Genomic DNA, 19677 nt, shown 5'->3' with positions numbered 1-19677 from the left:
GCGTCTTATAGGGAAAAGCTGCGCAGGAGGGAACCCCGCCAGGACGTGAAAGTCGACCTTTTGCGGGCTAAAATCACGACTTTATTCCGGCTTGGCGGTTTCGGCGGGTAACGGGACTGTCGTCTGGCCGTCAAAGTCGCCGATCCCCTCCGACAACGCATAGCAGGCAAGGCGAATGGATTTGGGAATTTCCACAGGCCGTCCGTCGCGATTTCCCTTCTCATAATACTGGATCATCCGCTTCTTCAGGCCGAGACGGTCCGCCGCGTCCTTCTGCTTGAGCCCGAGCGCGCGTCGCCAGTGACGAAACTGCTGCGGGGTCATGCCAGGTACAATGTCTTTGGATTTGGAGTCGGCCATTTCGTCTTATTCCAGAATACCTTGGTTGCGGGCAGCTCCATGCGGCTTTGCCCGTCCAGCACTTCTGACAAAAATAACCTTGCTCACCGCTTGTCAATCAGGAAGTGCACAATGTGCTCTTTTGCATCAAGGGTGAAGGTTGAATTCGACTGTAAAATTGACCGTGTGGACAAAAAATTGATACACATGTTTGGTAATGTGGTGGTGGGCTTTTTTGGCGATAGATTAAGGAATTTCCTTATGTTTTTAAGGTTAGTAAGGTTGAATTGATATTCGCGTATAGCGGGTATTGTTTAATGGGTCGCACTCGTCTTCCCCCATTTGGGGGTGATTTTCAAACTTTTTTGCCTACGTAGTATCTAAAATAAGATTGCCACTTGTAATAAACGTCAGGGTTAGGAGTAAGTGATCTAAGTAATTTTCTCTTGGCCGCTGCCGTGAGGTAAAGAAAAAATATAGTGGATTTCCATATTCAAGAAAAGTCCAGTTATTATATTCAGATTATCGATAATTAATATTTATATGCGTTTCGGCTAAGGTGCCCTTGAATAAACATTCGTAGATGTGTGTCCTTTCTCATTTGTTTTGAGTTTTAGTTTTCGCATAACTGAAACTTCAGCAAAATCTGGTCAATATTCCCAAATTTGGCGTAGATTTTAACTGTCGATCCGGTGTATTAGACTACTGCTTAGTCTCCTATGAGTTTGGCGTTGGGAGCTTCTGAAGCGGAGAGCATTGCGCTTCAAGCTGAGGGGGCTGTAATTGCGGTGCTATGTGGGACCCGATGAACCGGAGGTGGGACCGGAGAGTCGGGAGCGCGGCAAGACCCAGCCAGACTTGGAACAAAAAAGACAAGATCGGGCTTAAAAGTATGAACAATGTAGCTACCAAGATGGTCGTGGTGCCGGATATAGCCGGACCAGGACAGGAAGTGATTCTGGACGATCGCGCACTGGCGATCTCGGAAATGTCGGAGCGGTTCGACGTAACCCTCCGTACCCTTCGTTTCTACGAAGAAAAAGGTCTCCTCAATCCGGTCCGCAAAGGCGCACGCCGTTTCTACGGCCCTCGTGACGTGTCGCGGATGCGGGTGATCCTTCAGGCCAAGAAGATCGGCCTGACGCTTGCCGAGATCCGCCGCGTGATCAAGCTGGTGGAAGGCAACGGCAAACGGGAAGACCAGTTCAAGGAACTTCAGGAGATCTGCCTGGCTCAACAGGACATCCTGGTGGAGCAGAAGCAGATGCTCGACGAGCAGATTGCCGAAGTCGGTCAGATCCTGACGGCATTCGACGAACTGATCGGATAAGGTTTCCGAAACCAGTCACGAAAAACCCCCGGCGCGCGCTGCTCGCCGGGGGTTTTTCTTTGTGCCTTGTACCGTTCCTGAAACGGAAAGGCGCTGGCCGATTTGTGCGGCCAGCGCCTTTGTGATTTTTACAATTCCAGGACTGGCCGAACTCAGGCCGCCGGTTTGACGGATTCCATCAGATCGGTAAACCGTTTGAACAGGTAGTGACTGTCGCGGGGGCCAGGCGATGCCTCCGGGTGATACTGGACAGAGAACACCGGCTTGTCCTTCATGGCCAGGCCGCAGTTGGAGCCGTCGAACAGGGACACATGGGTCTGCTGGACGTTGTCCGGCAGACTGTCAGCATCGACTGCGAAGCCGTGGTTCATCGAGGTGATTTCAACCTTGCCCGTTGTGTGGTCGAACACCGGATGGTTTGCGCCGTGGTGTCCCTGGTGCATCTTGATGGTCTTGCCGCCGAGTGCCAGCGCAAGCATCTGGTGACCGAGGCAGATCCCGAATGTGGGAACGCCGGCATCAACCACTTTCCTGATCATCGGTACCGAGTATTCACCGGTCGCGGCAGGGTCCCCCGGGCCGTTGGACAGGAAGACACCGTCCGGAGCATGTGCCAGGACATCGTCGGCTGTCGCGGTTGCCGGAAGAACGGTGACCTCGCAACCGGCGTCAGCCAGAAGACGCAGGATGTTGCGTTTGATGCCATAGTCGATGGCAACGACCTTGAACTTGCCGTCTTTTGTCTCACCGTAGCCTTCGTCCCATTTCCAGGTTGTCTGGTGCCACTGGTGGGACTGGGTGGTGGAGGCGTCCTTGGCCAGGTCCATGCCGACAAGGCCGGGCCAGTTGGCGGCGGCGGCTTTCAAAGCGTCGATATCGAAGGTGCCGTCCGGCGAATGCGCGATCACGCCGTTGGGCACGCCTTTTTCACGGATAAGAGCGGTCAAGGCGCGGGTATCGATGCCGCTGATGCCGATCAGATTGCGGCTCTTCAGCCAGGCATCGAGATGTTTTGCCGCCCGGTAGTTGGCCGGATCGGTGATGGTGGCTGCCAGAACGACGCCGCGAATGCCGCTGTCGGCGGCCATGTTGACGGTCTCTATGTCTTCGTCGTTGGTGCCGACATTGCCGATATGCGGAAATGTGAACGTGATGATCTGACCGGAATAGGATGGATCGGTCAGGATCTCCTGGTAACCGGTCATTGCCGTGTTAAAGCAAATCTCACCAACGGCTTGGCCGGTTGCTCCAAGGCCCTGTCCTTCGATAACACTGCCGTCGGAGAGCACAAGCAGGGCGGTCGCCGGGGTCTCGGACCATGCGTCTGCAGTCGTCATGTCTTGTTTCCAGATCTTGTTGGTGACATCATGCGCTGCAGGAAGGGCGTCTGCGGCGGGCTGAAAAGCTCGCAAAAGGCCGTCTGCATTAAGCGCGGGACTCTATGGGAAGCGGCTTGGATCGTCAATATTGATCCTCTGAAAAAAGATCTTTAAAATTCAATGACTTGGCTGAGAAAACACATTGGCGCCCCTGAGCGCCGGGCCTCAGCGCGACAGGGGTAGGGTGAACCATGCGCGACGTAATGCGCGAAAGAATCAACGCTGCCCTCAAAGCAGCGCAAGATGAGGGTGACAAGCGCCGGTGCGCCACATTGCGCCTGGTGCAGACCGCCGTAAAGGATCGCGAAGCCGCTGCACGTGAAAACGGCAAGGACGGTGTCAACGAAGCTGAAGTGATTGAGATCCTTCAAAAAATGATCCGTCAGCGGGAAACTTCCGCTGAAGAATTTGAAAGCGGTGGCCAGCTTGATCTGGCCGAGCAGGAGCGGGAAGAGCAGGAAATCATCCGCGAATTTCTGCCTGTTCAGTTGAGCGACGAGGAAATGCAGAAGATCTGCGAGGAGACGGTCAAGGAGATCGACGCACATGGTCTGCGTGACATCGGCCGCTGCATGAGCGAGCTGAAAACCCGTTATCCGGGGAAAATGGATTTCGTGCAGGCATCCTGCCTGGTGAAAGACATGCTCCGGGCAGACGTAGGCGAACAGGGCAGCAGCGGGACAGGAAAACCGGACTGAGCCGGTGCCGCAGCCGGCAAGGCTTATGCACAAAATTTCCAGAGGTGAGGCGACCAGCCTGCCACCACTGGAAACGACTTCGAAGACATTCTATTTTGGCGGACTGACCGGCGGTGCCTGAGCGTGCCGGCGGCAGGAAGCGTTTTCTGTTAATCCGGAGCCGAACACCGTTCCATGCGTTTCGAACCGCGCCTTCTCGATGAAATTCGTGCCCGTCTGACCTTGTCGGATGTCGTCGGGCGGCGTGTGACCTGGGACAGGCGCAAGACGCAGCCCGGCAAGGGCGACTACTGGGCCTGCTGCCCGTTCCACCAGGAAAAAAGCCCGAGTTTTCATGTCGATGACAGGCGAAATCGCTACAAATGCTTCGGCTGCGGTGCGTCCGGCGATCACTTCACCTTCCTGTGCGAAACCGAAGGGTTGAGCTTTCCGGAAGCCGTTGAACGGCTGGCCGAACAGTCGGGCGTCGGTTTGCCGGCACCCGATCCCCAGGCGGCGCGGCGCGAGAAGAAGCGGGCCGGCCTTGCCGACATCTGCGAAATGGCGGCGCAGTTCTTCCAGGCCGAATTCGCGGGCCCGCGCGGTGATGCCGCTCGCGCCTATACGCAAAAGCGCGGCCTGACTCAGGATACCTTGCGGGAATTCCGCTTCGGGTTTGCACCCGAAAGCCGCGATGCCTTGAAGGGATATCTGGCCGCGCGGGAAATACCGGAAGCCGCCATGATCGAGGCGGGGCTCATCATCAAGCCGGAGGATGGACGCCCGTCCTACGACCGGTTCCGCGGCCGACTGATGATCCCGATCCAGGATGAGCGCGGACGGGTGGTCGCCTTTGGCGGGCGAACACTGTCTCCCGAGGGACAGCCCAAATATCTGAACTCGCCGGAAACGCCGCTGTTTCACAAGGGTGTCATGCTCTTCAATGCTCACCGTGCACGCGAACCCGCCTTCAAGAGCGGTGAAGCCGTGGTGGTGGAAGGCTATCTTGATGCGATCGCACTCTGGCAGGCGGGTATCCACCACGTGGTGGCTTCGCTGGGCACGGCCTTTACAGAAGACCAGGTGGTGCGCCTGTGGAAGTTCGCTCCCGAACCGGTGATCTGCTTCGACGGTGACGCGGCCGGCGTTTCGGCGGCTCACCGCGCCATTGACCGGATTTTTCCGGTGCTCAAAAGCGGCTATTCGTTCCAGTTCTGCTTCCTTCCGGACGGCATGGATCCCGACGACCTGATCAAGCAGCGTGGCGTGGCCGGTTTTCATGGCGAAGTCGAGCGGGCCCAGTCGCTGTTCGATGTGGTCTGGGACCGCGAGATCTCCGTCTCCCGGCTGGACACGCCTGAACGCAAGGCCGCGCTTGAAAAGCGGTTCGACGATCTGATCGCCACCATTCGCGACGAGCGGGTGCGCCGACGCTATCAGCTGGATCTGAAGTTCAAGCTGTCGAACCTGTTCTTCGAGCAGGCCCGTCAGTCGCGGCAAGGTGGCAAAGGCGGCAAGGGAGGCGGTTCGACCGAAACCGCATCGCCCCTCGGCATTGCGCGTGAGCGGGTTGCAGCCAGTCACGATTTCGGTACCGAACGGCTTGTGCTGGGGCTGAGCATGCGCTTTCCGCATCTGCTCGACCGGAACTTCGAGCGGTTTTCCAGACTGCCTTTCGCCAATGACCTGCACCGGCAATTACGGGACATACTGTGCCGGATCGTCGACGATCTGGAGGCGACGCCCATTTCCGAGCTGACCAGTGCCTTTGATGAACCGCTTCGGAACATCATGGGAGAGATGATGCTGGAAACCATCGGGATGCAGCAGCAGAGAGGGGCGGAATTTTCCGCGCTGATACATCGTTTCCCGCTACTGAAATCCAATCCGCCGGAAGATTTCATCGAGGCGGCCTATCTGCATTTTCTCGACGTCCTGGAACTCAACGCGCTGGAAGACGAATTGTCGGCGGAACTTGCGACCGCGGACGAGCAGCTCGACGAACACTCCTGGATGCGCATTCAGGCCCTGACACAGGATCTCAGCCGGCGGCGGGAGGAATGTGCGCGTGACGAGGCCGATCTTGCAGAGCGTGCCAAAAAGATCCGCACAGCGCCTCCGGTGGTGGTTGCGGCCCAATAATCTGCAACGGTCAGGTGGGGAACAAACCGGTGCCGACAGCCTCCGCCTGGCGCTAAAGGAACTTTCGAGGTGATGACAGGTTTTCAAGGGAACACCGGCTTATCGTCTGGAATCGCCCTCTTTAGTGTGCGCAGGAGCACAAAAATGGCATTTTCCAATTGACCGGTGACGAATCACACTTGCGAATCGCGTGAGCCGAGCTAAATAGAACCTTTGCAGCCCTCAAGCGCCGCAGCTCTCAAGCCTGCTTGCGGCAAAAGTCTTACATATAGCTGCAACCCGAATGAACACCTTTTACGCATTCGCTTTCGGATGCCGACAGAAAAGGCCGTGTGCTGCGTCGATGCTGAAATATGCCAATGTCGAAAAGTGTACGGTTAATTGGGACTTAAGGGACACGGCTTACAAACCTATCCGCAGTGATTCTTTCAGACGCCGCCGCACCGTATGCTGGCGCGCTGAGTGTGAATTGGGTTGAAGCCAAACTAAGGGCGCGGCGTGGCCGGACCGGCCACGAACTGGAGCACGATATGGTAGCCAAAGCGACACAAGCAGACGACACACAGGAGCAGAGCACGGACGGCCCTGACGGCCCTCTGCTGGACCTGTCGGATGCCGCTGTCAAAAAGATGATCAAAGCCGCCAAGAAACGCGGCTATGTCACCTATGATGAACTGAACGAGGTTCTTCCCTCGGAGCAGGTGTCTTCGGAAAAGATCGAAGACACCATGTCCATGTTGTCCGACATGGGCATCAATGTGATCGATTCCGACGAAGCCGAAGAGGGCCCGGAAGAAGTCGATGGCGGTGACCTGGTGGCGGCTAGCACCACAGCGGTTGCCAAGACCACCACGAAGGAACCAGCCGACCGGACAGACGACCCCGTGCGCATGTACCTGCGCGAAATGGGGTCAGTCGAACTGCTGTCGCGCGAAGGCGAAATCGCGATTGCCAAGCGCATTGAGGCTGGCCGCGAAGCGATGATCGCCGGTCTTTGCGAAAGCCCGCTGACGTTCCAGGCCATCATCATCTGGCGCGACGAGCTGAACGAAGCCCAGGTCCTGCTGCGCGACATCATCGATCTGGAAGCAACCTACGCCGGCCCCGACGCCAAGGCCGGTCCGGCCGTTGCCAATGACGATGTGGCGCCGGCCGAGGGAGCGTCGGAAAATTCCGGCGGTGCTTCGGAAGACACCGAAAGCGAAGACGGCGAAGGTGACGGCGACGATGACGACGACGAGTTCGAGTCCAACGTCTCCCTGTCCGCCATGGAAGCCGAGCTGAAGCCGGGCGTCCTGGAAACCTTCGACAACATTGCCGACAACTACAAGAAGCTTCGCCGCCTGCAGGATCAGCTGGTGGAAAACAAGCTGGCCAACAAGACCCTGTCGCCGAGCCAGGAGCGCCGCTACAAGAAGCTGAAAGAAGACATCATTGTCGATGTGAAGAGTCTGTCGCTCAACCAGAATCGTATCGACGCCCTGGTTGCGCAGCTCTACGACATCAACAAGCGCCTGATGGGCTACGAAGGCCGTCTGTTGCGTCTGGCCGACAGCTACAACGTCGACCGGACCGACTTCCTGAAACAGTACCAGGGCGCCGAGCTCGACCCGAACTGGCTGCGCAAGGTGGCAAACCTTTCCACGCGCGGATGGAAGAACTTCATCGCCAAGGAAAAGGAAACGGTTCGCGAGCTGCGTCAGGACATCCAGACGCTGGCCACCGAAACCGGACTGGAAATCACCGAGTTCCGCCGCATCGTTGCCATGGTGCAGAAGGGCGAGCGCGAAGCGCGTATCGCGAAGAAGGAAATGGTCGAGGCGAACCTGCGTCTCGTGATTTCCATCGCCAAGAAGTACACCAACCGTGGCCTACAGTTCCTGGATCTGATCCAGGAGGGCAACATCGGCCTGATGAAGGCGGTGGACAAGTTCGAATACCGGCGCGGCTACAAGTTCTCCACCTATGCGACTTGGTGGATCCGGCAGGCGATCACCCGTTCGATCGCCGACCAGGCCCGCACCATCCGTATTCCGGTGCACATGATCGAGACGATCAACAAGATCGTCCGCACATCGCGCCAGATGCTGCATGAAATCGGACGCGAGCCGACCCCGGAAGAGCTGGCCGAAAAGCTGCAGATGCCGCTGGAGAAGGTCCGCAAGGTCCTCAAGATCGCCAAGGAACCGATCTCTCTCGAAACGCCGATCGGCGACGAGGAAGATTCGCACCTGGGCGATTTCATCGAGGACAAGAACGCGGTTCTGCCCATCGACGCGGCCATCCAGTCGAACCTGCGCGAAACCACCACCCGCGTTCTGGCATCGCTGACGCCGCGCGAAGAGCGTGTCCTGCGTATGCGTTTCGGCATTGGCATGAACACCGACCACACGCTGGAAGAAGTTGGCCAGCAGTTCTCGGTGACCCGTGAACGTATCCGCCAGATCGAGGCGAAGGCGCTGCGCAAGCTGAAGCACCCGAGCCGGTCTCGCAAGCTGCGTTCGTTCCTGGACAGCTAAGCTGCCGGGAAGAGCTTGAACCATCAAAGAACCCGGCGGAAACGCCGGGTTTTTTTGAAACCTCGAACCTGAAATCAACCGGCAACTTTGCTTTAAGGGCGCTCTATTGGCCATCACCGCCGACATGGACCGGATCATGGTCGGGATCGAGCCTGCAGACCGGCGGCTTTTCCTGTGGGGCCTTGTGGCCTCCGCCGTGTTGCATGCTTTAGTGGCACTGATGCTGATGGAAGGCGTGTCGGGGTATACGACCAAACCCTTGCAGGACGTCGTCGAAGTAGAGTTGCTGCCTCCGCCGCCGCAGGAAGAAGAGACGCCTCCGCCAGAGGTGCAGCAGCCGGAACCGGAACAGCCGGAGCAGGAAGAGGTCGAAACGCCCGAACAGCCCGAGCCGCCGGAACAGGAGCAGGCCGAGGAAGCGCCTCCTCCGCCACCGCCACCGCCAGCACCGGCACCTCAGGATCTTGCAGAAACGCCCGAACCACCGGCAGAACCATCCGTGCTGCAGGAAGTGACCGAATTCGGCGAAGAAGACACAGGCCTGCAAGGGGAAGAGGAAACGCCGCCGGCGTCTGCAGAGAGCGCTACCAGCGACGGTGAGCAGCAGGCGGAAGCCGACGCGCAGACGGATGACGCACAGACGGATGACGCGCAGGCGGGCGAAACGGACGCCGGCGAAGGGGAAGGCGAGGGCGAAGGGCAGGAGACCGAAACTGCCGAAACCGATGCGCCGCAGCAGGACGCTCCGGACGGGGCTCAGGAAGCAGCCCCCCAAGAGACATCCGAGGAGACCCCCGAAGAGAGTTCCGAAGACACTCCCGATGAAAGTGACGCTGCCGACGAAGCTTCGGATGTTGCCGAAACGCCCGAGCAGCCGGACGCCTTGCCAGAGGAGACCGCTGGAACGGGTGCTGAAACGGACACGGCTGAAACCGGAGAACAGCTTGCCGAGGATTTCGGCATTGTCGGTCCGATCGCGACCAACAAGACGCCCGCTCCGAAGCCGCCAAAACCCGTGGCTTCCCCACAACGAGACCAGGGTGGCGGGCGCCAGGCATCAGGCGGTTCGGAAGGGCCGCCTGCCGGAATGATCGCGGCACGGGAGCTTTATTCACGCGATATCCTGGACGATCCGCAGGCGCGTACCGCCATGCGCGGCATGTCCGAAGGACAGCGGCTGAACCTCTTGTGCATGACTGAACTCAGAGAGCAGATTGCCTCTGTCAGTGCCCTGCCGCCGGAACTGCTGCCGTCATTCCGGCCGCGCGGCGGCAACGTGCTGCAGCCGCGTATCGCAGCTTTCCGCAGCCTTGGCCGCTGGTTCGACGTCGCTTTCCGCTGCGAGACGGACGCAGGTGTAACGCGTGTAGAGCGTTTCTCCTTCAAGATCGGCAACGAGATCCCCCGCAGCCAATGGCTGCAACGGGGTCTGACGGGTTTTTAATCCCGCTGTCGGCTTACCCGTCAGGACTGACGCTTGAATTGCAGGGACGCGTTGGCGATCTCATGCGCACGCATATTCACCGCCCAATTGTAGAACGAGGTCTTGCGGGCAGGGCCGAGGATGGAGCTGATGATCACGTGTGACGGGGTCTTCATCGCCAGGGCGGTGAATTCCAGCGGATCATTGCTTTCGCTCGTGTGAGCTCCGACGGTGATTTCCGTCGCCTCGACAAACGGCGGGTCCAGGGTCACCGGCTTTGAGGTTGCACCGGCGTCGAACACGATGTTGGACCCTTCGAATTCCCGTCTGGTCTTGCCCAGTTCCTCAAACAGGTTCACCGGCTGCTGCGCGGTGATTGCCTTCAGTCTGGCAAACCCCAGGATCTCGCCGTTGGAGCCCGTGCGGGCGAAATCGATGGCCATGCGGTCCGCCAGTCCGGATTGCGGCTGGTTGACATGCCAGGACGCTGGGAAGAAGAAGCCGATGTCCTGGAAAAGCGAGAAGTTGCTCCAATCCTCGATCACGTTCGGTTGCCGGACCTGCTCGGTGCGGAAGGACCTGACGGCCATGTTGACGATGTCGGAAAGAGCCGGGAACTCGTTGGAGGGGACAAAGGCCTGGATCAGGATCAGTGTGTTGCCATTCACCGTGACGGTGACGAGGCCTCGCAGCTCATGACCTTCGGCCCGGACGAAGCAGCTCGCGCGTGCGCGCCGGGCATCGATCGGCTCCAGCGTATCGACCTGCCAGGTCGACTGAGAGCAGTAATATTCGAGCCAGTGCGCAGCGGAGATCTCGTTGTTGAGGAGAATGCCGATCACCTGGACGGAGATATTCGTCGCCATGGGAGGCTCGAAGACCGCGATGATGGTGGGATTGTCCGCCGACAGGGGCTGCTCGTTGACCTGCTTCACTTCCCAGCTTCCAGGAAGCAGCAGTTGGAACGCGAAGGGAGCCGGGCTGATTGCAGTCAGTTCGGCGGCGACATAGTCCTCAGTGGTCATTCCGATCGTCACCCTTGGGTGTTGTTTCCGGCAGTCTCGGATGCGAAACCGCCTGTCTAATAAACTCCGACAAAGACCTTGAAGCCCGCCATCGGACCAGCCCCTGCCTTGGCTTCTGCGGTCACGCCATAGACGCCGTCGATCTTTCCGGCCTGTGCGCTGGCCCCGGCTGCGGCCCCGATGCCGGCTTCCCCTTTGCCTCCGATCCGCAGGCCGTGGTCATAAGCGCTGTCGAGCGTTCGTTTTGCCGGATCTCCGCTCACCCAGCTCAAAAACGGGCCAAGGGTGTTGTCGTACAGGGTTTTGGGACTGATGTTAATGGTGCCTTCGGCGCTGGCCTGTACCAGAACGAGTTCACCCCCGATTTTACCTTCCACTCCCGCAAAATCTTCGGATTTTCGAAAGCCGACACCTCCTTCGGCTGAAGCGGACAAGGCTTCGCCTTCCAGCTTACCGCCCACAAGCCCGTTGAGCGTCTTGCCTTCGGCCTTTCCGGTGATGGCGGCAACTTTCGCGTTGGCATAGGCCCCGGCGGCAAAGTCTCCATCGAGATTGCCGGAGATGCCGAGCTTTGCCTCCGCGCTCGCCTCGGTCTTGAAATGACCGCCTTCCGATTCCCAGAAGGTTTTTTCCTTGCTGAACAGCTCATACTCGTATTCGGCGCTGACCTCGGCGTCGTCCTTCAGCTGGTCTTTCAGGGAACGCTGTTCTTTGTCCGGATTCTCAACGCCTTTCGAGTTGTATTTTTTCTTGAATCTTTCCTTGTACGGCTTCTCGCCGCTTTTCTCCGCGCCGGCAGAGAACTTGTGCGGACTTTTCGCAGGAGGCGCCGAACCGCCCGCGCCTCCGCCTCCTCCACCGCTGCCACCTTGCGTTCCGATCAGCACTGTCGGCAGACCTGTGACGATCGTGCCGGCCTTTGCGGTCAGGTCGGTCATCCGCGCAGCGGGGCTGCCTTCGACCAGAACGTTCCAGGCGCCCGTGATGATAGGATCACCGCCGAAAGGTGGCGGCGGGCCGACGCAAACGCACATGTCGCCAACGCGTGCCTGGGGCAGCATGCCGGTAAGCACCGTATAGGCGCATTTCCAGACGATTGGCGCAGGAACCCCCATGCACATGGGGCAGGTATGCAGGTCGGTGAGACGAGCGGCAGGAAAACTCATAAATGAACCGGTCTTAATAAAACTGCCGGATCATCCGAAAGTTGTTTCATACTGTCAATACTGCTTAGCAGCACCAAGAGACAGATTGCGGCTGAAAGAGACCTTGGGTCCGCAAGCAGATGCCAAGGTCAGCATGATTGACGCAGCTGTTTTCTTCCGGAGACGAGTTCTGTCACGACAATCACCGGAATTTCATCCAGGGGTGGCGTAACCTGGACCTGCCGGATTGAAACGCGCGGGACCGATCCGGGTTGAGACGGATGCAGGTCACCCGTTTGGGGTGGCTCTTTCCCGCGCGATCAGCCGATGACGGAGCGCCAGCATTGACATGGCCGGAACCAGGGTCAGACCCGCATTGATGTAGAAGATGGAGGCTCCGGACCGGACAACGGCCTCCCTGGTCAGCAGCTCCTCCGACCCCGGGGCCACCAAACCGGTGACAATTGCGATCAATCCGGTAAGGCCGCCACCGATGGCAATGCCGGCGGAGGATATGGTCGGCAGGATGCTGGAGACGAGGTTCTGGTCTTCGCCCTCGGCTGTGTACATCAGCGAGCGCATCAGGATCTGATTGCACAGACCGTGCCCTGCGCCTGCAACGACGGCGGCAAGTGCGAACAGCGGCAGCGAAGCGGTCGTTATGGCAAGGGCAGTCAGGGTCAAACCGCCGGCGATCAGAAAAGGCCCCGTCGTCAGATAGGTCAGCTCGCGCTGGCGTGAGGGCGCACGGGAGGAGAGGAAAGCGAAGATCGACCAGGAGAAAGCGAGGCCGGCGGCAACATAACTTGCCTGCGTCACGCTGAGACCCCAGTAGACCTGGCCCACCGTCGTCACGAAGACTGCGCGCACTGCAGCCGCTGCGGAAATCAGGAACACGATCCAGGTGCCGAGGCCTATGAGGGTCTGCGCCCGGAAGGCCTCGCGCGGGAAAAGACGGCGCGGGCTCGCGGCATCGTAGGTCAGAAGAAGGGTGGCGATTGCCAGACCGGCCATGATCGTCAGAGCAAGCTGCAGGGGAGCATGCAACTCGCCGATCACAGTCAGGAGGAAGATGCTGGCAGCCAGAAGGGCAAGGCGCACCAGCAAACGGACAGGGACTCTTCCTGCCGCGGGGTCGCTTGCCGGGGCCGGGCGGGCTGCGCTTGCAGGCAAGGCGGTGTTCATCAGGACGAACAGCAGCACTACAAGCGGTATGTTGATCAGGAAGGCGGCGCGCCATGACCAGAGCTCGGACAGCAACCCGGCCGAAACCGGGCCGATGCCCGCGGCGACAGCCCAGACAGCCGCCAGCATGGCAAAGACGCGCGGGGCAATGTTGCTGGGAAAAAGATCCGGGATCAGCGAGTAGCACAGTGCGATGATCATGCCTTCGCCGAACCCCTGCAGGGCACGCCCGGCAATCAACCCTTCCAGCGATGTCGAAAGACCGGCCAGGATCGAGCCGCTCGCCAGCAGAAAGGAAGCAAGCAGGAACGGGCTGCGGGCGCCGAAACGGACTTTCGCCGCGCCGGTCAGGCAACCTGCCAGGATCGCCATCATCTCGAATGAGGAAAACACCCAGAACGCCCGATCCTGGCCGCCGAGATCCCGAATGATATCCGGCAGGACAGCGGTCGTGACAAAGCCATTGATTGCGTGAGACCCGACCCCCAGCACAAGCGCAAGAGTGCCGGAGATCCGTTCCGGTGCAAAGAGTGAATTGCTGGCAGGCAGATGCGCTGGCGAACTGATGGACATGGGAACCTCAATAAAGAAAGAGTTTTGTTTTTATATGTGAGCGAGAAAAATAAAGAAAGAATTTTATTTTTTTATTTTGCTGGCGGTTGAAGAGAGGGCTGAAGCTTGGGGGCAACGCGTGGTGTCTATTGTGTGGAAAGTCCGTTTCTCGGTGTCACCCAGGCCGACTACAGGGAGAGCCAGGGACTACTCATTTCCAGAAATTTTGTAATTGGGCAGCGTAGATCCTCACACACTTCAGCGAGGGGCTCTGCGAGTGGGCGCAGGCTCTCCGCTTCGCTGCGGCCGGAATGACAACGGTGGAGACCGGGGTCAGTCATGCCTCCCGGTGGAGAAATTTTTGGACGCAGCCGGGAAAGTGATTTTGGCGGCCGGAAGTCCTGTTCCGGTGGTTGAGCCTTGGTTGTGCCAATTCACGGTTGCCGATCCATGTCTGGCTTGCAAAGGTAACGGGGAGACGCACCTGGGGCGGATGACGTGGACAATCTGAATTTCGAAAAACCGGAAGATGTCGGCAGTTGGCTGGTGGATCGGCCAGCGGAATGGACGCAGGTCGTGGCTGTCCGGGCGGCCTTGCGGGTCTACCCGCTCGTGCTGGATGGCATGTTGGCATCGAATGAGGAGCTGCCGTTCGAACTGCGGCTTGATCTTGTACTGCAAACCTTCCGGGCAAACCTTGTGGCCTTGATCACTTGCCGCCAACCGTCCGTGGAAGTGAGCTCTTTCGTCATTTACCAGGCTGCTGTCGACGCACTGGAGCCATTCGAGCAAAGATACTCAGGAAATTCTTCAAGCTCTCTCGTTTCTGCCGTTTCTGCGGCGAAGGCCGCCGCATATGCTGCTCATTTCGAGCTCGCTTCGACGTCGATCGCCGATCTGGCAGGTCTAGCAAGAGCTGCTGCAGACACCGCTTCTGCCGCAGCTGCAGAGCGCGGAGCCGGTGATCTGGTCTTGCAGGCCATTGCCGCCGACTGCAGGCGCTTGTCCAGTGAAATGTTGCCGGATGAGTTGATCCGCCAGCCTCTCTGGCCGGAAGAAATACGCGAAGAAGACAGCTTTAGCGCCAACCTTCCAGGCTGGGCTCGCGAGGCATTCGATAGGTTCACCTACAGCAAATGGGGAGAGACCTCTGGCGGCAACTTGATAGCCGACTGGTACCGCGCGCTGGTTCCCTTCGAAGGAGACCGATCCGAAAGCGCCTTCGGCGAAGATGTCGATGTCGACATCGCGACCCTGCCGGACGTGTTCTGGCGTGTTACTGATCAGCGCAGCGCGGACGATATCTGGGCGGATATTGCTCGTGTGTGCAGGGGAGAAACACTTCCGGAGATCGCGGACCCGAGTGAAGAGTTTCAATCGGCGGAAATTATCGACGTTGATGACGATCCCTCCGACGACAACCCGGAGGTTGAAATCGTCAAGGATTCCGATCCCGGCGAGAAAGGCCAGCCCGCAGAACCGAGTGGCGAGACGGAAAGCGTTGCCGAGAACCCCGATGCCGACGATGACATATCGGCAGACAATTCGAAAAAGCGGGAGGTTCCCGCCAACATCGACGTTGCCGTCCAGTTCGACCAGTTTGCACGCAAGGATGAGCTTGGCCGCAAGCGGTTTGCAGAGGTGCTGGCGACGCGGATCAGCGAACTGCATGCGGGTGGCGGGCCGGACGGGCTGGCGGTGAACCTGCACGCCCCCTGGGGCGCGGGCAAGACCACCGTGCTGCATTTCATGAAGGGCTTTCTGGAAGATGAGGCCCTGCCGCCGGAAAAACGCTGGGTGGTGGTCGAATTCAATGCCTGGCAGCATGAGCACCGGCGACCACCCTGGTGGCCGTTCCTGAAGACGGTGAAGAGCCAGGTGTCCGACCGGCTGATTGCCCAGAAGAAGCGTCAACGGGCGGCGGAGGTGCGCCAGAAGTGGCGCGCGTGGTTGTTCAAGGCGGAAGCCGGGCCATACCTGGTGATGCTGTTTGTGGTGGCTTTGCTGATGGCGCTGCTCTGGTCAGGCAGCAGCGATGTGGTCAAGAACATCTTCGGCGGGATCGGCAGCGTTCTGGCGGTGTTGGCAACGCTCACGCTCTATTCCCGGACGGCCTTCTTCGGCTCGGAAAAGAGCGCCAATCTGTTTCATGACTATGCCAGCGACCCGCTGGAGAAACTTTCCGTGCTCTTCGGGGAAATGGTCGTGGCGGCTGACGCGCCGGTCTGCATTTTCATTGACGATCTCGACCGCTGCCAGAACGAATTCGTGGTGGAACTTCTGGAGGGCCTGCAGACTTCGTTCCGCCATCGCAAGGTTGCTTACGTGGTGGCGGCGGACAAGTTCTGGATCAAGACCAGTTTCGAGGACAAGTACCCGAGCTTTTGCGAAAAGACATCCGACAGGACCCAGCCGCTTGGCTACCAGTTTCTGGAAAAGATCTTTCAGTTCAACGTGCCTCTGCCGGGCATGGCCGGTTGGAAGCAACGTTATCTGGAAGCGCGCCTTGGCCTCATAGGTGAGGGGGTGGCGAGCCAGGTGCAGCAGTCAGAGGAAATGGAAGGGGTGATGGATGACATTCTGGAAGGCGCAGGGCTATCCGATGTGATGGATCCTTCCGTGGCAGACACGGCAGCGGAACAAAGGGAAGACCAGGAGGTTGAGCGTTTGCGCGGTGCGATCCGCGAGCAGCAGCCGGAAGGGCTGACCCATGAGGCGGTCCGGACGCTTTCGGAAGGTGTGGCCAAAGGCAATACTGCCTATCAGGCGGCGCTTGCGCTCGAATATACCTCTTCCAGTGCCGCCCGGCAGGAAGCGACGCATTTCCTGCTCCGGTATCTGGAGCTGTTGCCGGACAATCCGCGGGTAATCAAGCGGATCATCAATGCGTTCGGCATGGCGGTGGCAACAACCATCCTGGAGCAGCAGGCGCTCGACTACGATGTGCTGACCAGATGGACGATCCTGGAGCAATGCTATCCGGCGGTTGCCGACGAACTGACCCGTGACCCAGACCTTGCTGACGCCCTTCTGGCTTTCGACGCGGACAGTGGTGAAGAGCTGGACGGTTTGCCCGTGGCACTGGCGGCGTTCTGCGAAAAGAAGATGGCGGCTCGGCTTCTGAAAGACGGCGCAACCGAAGTGCTGACAAAGGCGGTCATCAGACGGCTGACACGCGGAGCGGTTTTGCCTGCCGAAGCGGCATGAACCACGCATATGGCCGTCAGGCTTCGATCAGGGTCAGGAAGGCTGGGGGAACTGCGTCGGTCAGCCAGACGCCGTTGTCCGTCCGGAAAAACTGATGCCCGTCCGCCTGCATCGCGCCTGCCGCGACCTGAAGAACAGCAGGTTTGCCGTGACGTCTGCCAACCATGACCGCAGTGCCGTGATCCGGTGACAGGTGCACATGGTGCCGGGCGATCGGCTTCAGGCCTTCTGCCAGAATGAGAGGCAGAAAACGGGTCGCCGTTCCGTGGAACAGGACGTCCGGAGGCGTCAAGGCCGTCAGGCCGAGGTCAATGTCCACCGAATGCCCCTGGCGCGCGCGGATGCGTTTGCCGTCGTTGGAAAACTCGAAGCGTTTCTTGTCGTTGGTCGCGACCACTCTTTCCAGCTGATCCCTGTTGCACTCAAGGCCATGAGCGCTGAAGGCGTCCAGGACAGCGGCAACGTCAGTCCAGCCGTCGAAAGAAAGGGTCAACCCGGCGTCTTCCGGTTTGTGCCGAAGCCAGAAAGACAGGCGTTTTGAAATCGTTGTGTCTGTGTTCATTCTCTTTTTCTTTAAATGGATGGTGTTTTTTAAAATATGCGGTCCCGGGGAAGGCAGGAACGCAACATTAATTGTGGTTGCCGGTGACGAGGTTTGACAGGCATTTAGCTCAGGTCTTCGCTTCCCTGCGACTTGAGCTCCAAAGGGGGCAGCGTGACCGGTTAAGGCCTGCACGGCCGCGCAGAAACAGAAACGGCGCAGGTTACCCCGCGCCGTTCCGGCTCATGCTGCGTTGTCGTCCCGAAGCCGGACGAGGTCGTTCATGAGACCCACGGTTCCGTTGTGGATCGTGAGCCGGTCGATCTTGCCGGCAATGGCTTCGAGCGCTTCGAGCTCCTTGAGCCGAAGCATGACCGGGTTTTCGGCCATGACCTTGGCCGTGTTGAGAAGCGAACGGGTTGCGTTCGTTTCTTCACGGCGCCGGATCACGTTGGCTTCAGCTTCCTTTTCAGCCGTCACCACCTTGTTGAGGATCTCGCGCATTTCGCCCGGAAGGATCACATCCTTGAGGACGATGTCGGAGACCTCGACACCGATCTCGGCCATGTCGGCCTTGATCTTCTCGGCGGCTTCGGCGTTGACCTCGCCCTTCTTTTCAAGGATCTGGTCGAGCTTGAGCGCGCCAAGTTGCTTGCGGAACACAAGCTGCAAGGCCCGGTAGAGCGTGTCGGTGAAGTCCTTCACCTCGGTTGCGGCCTTTACCGGATCGACCACGCGGTAATCCGCGGAAAGGTTGATCCGGATTGTGACGCGATCGAGGGTCAGGACTTCCTGACCGGTGACGTCAAGGGCCTGACGCTTGAGGTCAATGACCTTCTGCGTCACGGTTCGGCCTGCCTTCCAGAAGGCGTGCACGCCGGCTTCAAGCACCTTGGTGAGCACGCCATCCATGAACAGCAGGGCAACGCTACCGTCGGTCACCGGCACGATCACGAACTGCTGCGTCTGCCGGGCATCCCCGAGCCGGCGCATAAGCTTCGGCGTGAGGGCCGGGTCGGCAGCCGTGTCGATGACCTCAAAGGTCCATGGACCGGCATCCGTCCACAGGACAAGCCGCTCGTCCGGGCCAAGCACCGTGTGGATACGGTTGTCGCGTTCCACGACGGCCACTTCACCCGGTCCGGTCCGGATAACGGTCAGGTGCTCTTCGGCAACTTGCGGAAGCTTATCGAAGAGCGCCTTCTCGTAGGCCGACCGGAACTGGGGCATCGCAGTCATGGACTGGCGCTCGACCACCAGTGTGCCACGGCCGTTCTGGAGGCTGTGTTCACCTGGTCCGAGAATACCCTGGAGCTCTCCCTTGCAGATGTGGAGGGCCCGTTCCGTTTCAGAAATCACTACGCGGGTTCGCCCGCGGATCTTGTCGAGAAAAGTCGTCATTTCGATAATCCTTCCATAGCGCTAAGGCACTTGGTTGTCCTTTCTGGTGTTGAAGTCGGTTGGGGGTTGAGGAAACCGGCCGTTCGTCATGAAGCGTCCGGGGCGAAACTATGAGACCCGAAGAGAGCACGAGGTCTCCCGTCGGGCCCTTGGCCAGAGGGCGGCGCGGCGGCAATGCGGGTTCCGCCCGTTCGAGAACAGGCGGTTCCGGCAAAGCTGCGGTGGAGCCTTTGCCAAAGGCCGGGCGAAGCGACCTGGCGTCGGCGGTCCGGGGGTACCTTTCACCCGAAGGCAAAAGACGCTCAGTCCGCGTTCGCAAGACCTCTACGGGTCCCCTATGGAACAGCTTGCATAGCTGCTGGCGTGACAGGCCAGTCCGGTGTCTGAAAACCGGGTTTGGAGCGAGAGTCGAACTCGCGACAGTCGGATTAAGCGTCCGATGCTCTACCATTGAGCTATCCATGGAGCACATCACAGGAGTCGAACCTGTTGCCTCCGGGATACAGTCCCGGCGTTCAACCGTTGAACTTCATGCGCGATTGTCCGATCGTCCGGGACAGCATCCGTACATGAGTAGGCAGAGCCTGATCATGCGGGTGGCGATAAATGGCCGGGCCGTTGATGTCTGTGCCGGTTCGGTGACCGGTGATGAGGTGATACTGCAAGATCGGGCGCCTATGCAACCGGCAAATTCACGTGAATAGGTAAATGTTGCCATTGAGATACAGTATGTTGTATTTTGGCAACTTCATCATGTTTGCGCCGACTGTTGCCGGCAGAAAAGCCATTCTTTGGTTTGAAGCGGTTTCGGT

The 19677-nt window shown here is 59.1% G+C and carries 13 protein-coding genes and 2 tRNA genes; 6 read left to right on the top strand and 9 right to left on the bottom strand.

Features of this window, described 5'->3' with window-relative positions:
• Positions 1 to 81: 81 nt before the first annotated feature.
• A complete protein-coding gene (locus ACYQ54_RS05960) occupies positions 82 to 360 on the bottom strand; it encodes a helix-turn-helix domain-containing protein (protein WP_460080223.1) in 279 nt (92 codons plus the stop codon).
• A gap of 871 nt (positions 361 to 1231) precedes the next feature.
• On the opposite strand from ACYQ54_RS05960, the gene ACYQ54_RS05955 reads away from it, so the two are divergent.
• Positions 1232 to 1669: a MerR family transcriptional regulator gene (locus ACYQ54_RS05955; RefSeq protein WP_460080220.1), complete on the top strand. Its 438-nt coding sequence runs from the start codon at positions 1232 to 1234 to the stop codon at positions 1667 to 1669.
• Between the two features lie 152 nt (positions 1670 to 1821).
• Here the strand turns inward: ACYQ54_RS05955 and carA are convergent, their stop codons facing one another.
• Positions 1822 to 3006 (bottom strand): glutamine-hydrolyzing carbamoyl-phosphate synthase small subunit, encoded by a 1185-nt coding sequence (gene carA, locus ACYQ54_RS05950; RefSeq protein ID WP_460080219.1) that lies wholly within the window; start codon positions 3004 to 3006, stop codon positions 1822 to 1824.
• 245 nt (positions 3007 to 3251) lie between these two features.
• Here carA and ACYQ54_RS05945 point away from each other — a divergent pair, with 245 nt between their 5' ends.
• The 4 genes from ACYQ54_RS05945 to ACYQ54_RS05930 all read left to right on the top strand — a co-directional run bounded on the left by ACYQ54_RS05945 (position 3252) and on the right by ACYQ54_RS05930 (position 9830).
• The gene (locus ACYQ54_RS05945) at positions 3252 to 3746 is read left to right on the top strand and encodes a GatB/YqeY domain-containing protein (protein ID WP_460081688.1); all 495 of its coding nucleotides are present in this window, start codon (positions 3252 to 3254) and stop codon (positions 3744 to 3746) included.
• 174 nt (positions 3747 to 3920) lie between these two features.
• Positions 3921 to 5867, top strand: coding sequence for a DNA primase (gene dnaG, locus ACYQ54_RS05940; RefSeq protein ID WP_460080218.1), 1947 nt, complete (start codon positions 3921 to 3923; stop codon positions 5865 to 5867).
• A gap of 530 nt (positions 5868 to 6397) precedes the next feature.
• Positions 6398 to 8386: an RNA polymerase sigma factor RpoD gene (gene rpoD, locus ACYQ54_RS05935; RefSeq protein WP_460080217.1), complete on the top strand. Its 1989-nt coding sequence runs from the start codon at positions 6398 to 6400 to the stop codon at positions 8384 to 8386.
• A gap of 106 nt (positions 8387 to 8492) precedes the next feature.
• Entirely contained in the window at positions 8493 to 9830 is a 1338-nt protein-coding gene (locus ACYQ54_RS05930) for a DUF930 domain-containing protein (protein WP_460080216.1), read from the top strand.
• A gap of 20 nt (positions 9831 to 9850) precedes the next feature.
• Here ACYQ54_RS05930 and ACYQ54_RS05925 read toward each other — a convergent pair whose 3' ends face one another.
• The 3 genes from ACYQ54_RS05925 to ACYQ54_RS05915 all read right to left on the bottom strand — a co-directional run bounded on the left by ACYQ54_RS05925 (position 9851) and on the right by ACYQ54_RS05915 (position 13737).
• Positions 9851 to 10834, bottom strand: coding sequence for a hypothetical protein (locus tag ACYQ54_RS05925; protein WP_460080214.1), 984 nt, complete (start codon positions 10832 to 10834; stop codon positions 9851 to 9853).
• A 56-nt stretch (positions 10835 to 10890) separates the two neighbouring features.
• Positions 10891 to 12000 carry a PAAR domain-containing protein gene (locus tag ACYQ54_RS05920; protein ID WP_460080213.1) on the bottom strand — a complete coding sequence of 370 codons (1110 nt, stop codon included), beginning with the start codon at positions 11998 to 12000 and terminating at the stop codon, positions 10891 to 10893.
• Positions 12001 to 12267: 267 nt separating this feature from the next.
• Positions 12268 to 13737 carry an MFS transporter gene (locus ACYQ54_RS05915; RefSeq protein ID WP_460080212.1) on the bottom strand — a complete coding sequence of 490 codons (1470 nt, stop codon included), beginning with the start codon at positions 13735 to 13737 and terminating at the stop codon, positions 12268 to 12270.
• A 477-nt stretch (positions 13738 to 14214) separates the two neighbouring features.
• On the opposite strand from ACYQ54_RS05915, the gene ACYQ54_RS05910 reads away from it, so the two are divergent.
• Positions 14215 to 16923, top strand: a complete 2709-nt coding sequence (locus ACYQ54_RS05910) for a KAP family P-loop NTPase fold protein (protein WP_460080210.1) — start codon at positions 14215 to 14217, stop codon at positions 16921 to 16923.
• 16 nt (positions 16924 to 16939) lie between these two features.
• Here the strand turns inward: ACYQ54_RS05910 and ACYQ54_RS05905 are convergent, their stop codons facing one another.
• The 4 genes from ACYQ54_RS05905 to ACYQ54_RS05890 form a co-directional block, all read right to left on the bottom strand.
• Positions 16940 to 17485 (bottom strand): RNA 2'-phosphotransferase, encoded by a 546-nt coding sequence (locus ACYQ54_RS05905; RefSeq protein ID WP_460080209.1) that lies wholly within the window; start codon positions 17483 to 17485, stop codon positions 16940 to 16942.
• A gap of 222 nt (positions 17486 to 17707) precedes the next feature.
• A complete protein-coding gene (locus tag ACYQ54_RS05900; protein WP_460080207.1) occupies positions 17708 to 18865 on the bottom strand; it encodes a slipin family protein in 1158 nt (385 codons plus the stop codon).
• Positions 18866 to 19262: 397 nt separating this feature from the next.
• Positions 19263 to 19326 (bottom strand) — tRNA-Lys (locus ACYQ54_RS05895).
• A gap of 1 nt (position 19327) precedes the next feature.
• Positions 19328 to 19402, bottom strand: a tRNA-Thr gene (locus ACYQ54_RS05890).
• Between the last annotated feature and the right edge of the window lie 275 nt (positions 19403 to 19677).

The organism is Roseibium sp. LAB1 (genome assembly GCF_054658235.1).
Note: the sequence above shows the minus strand (reverse complement) of the source record. Positions and strands in the feature narration are given on the sequence as shown.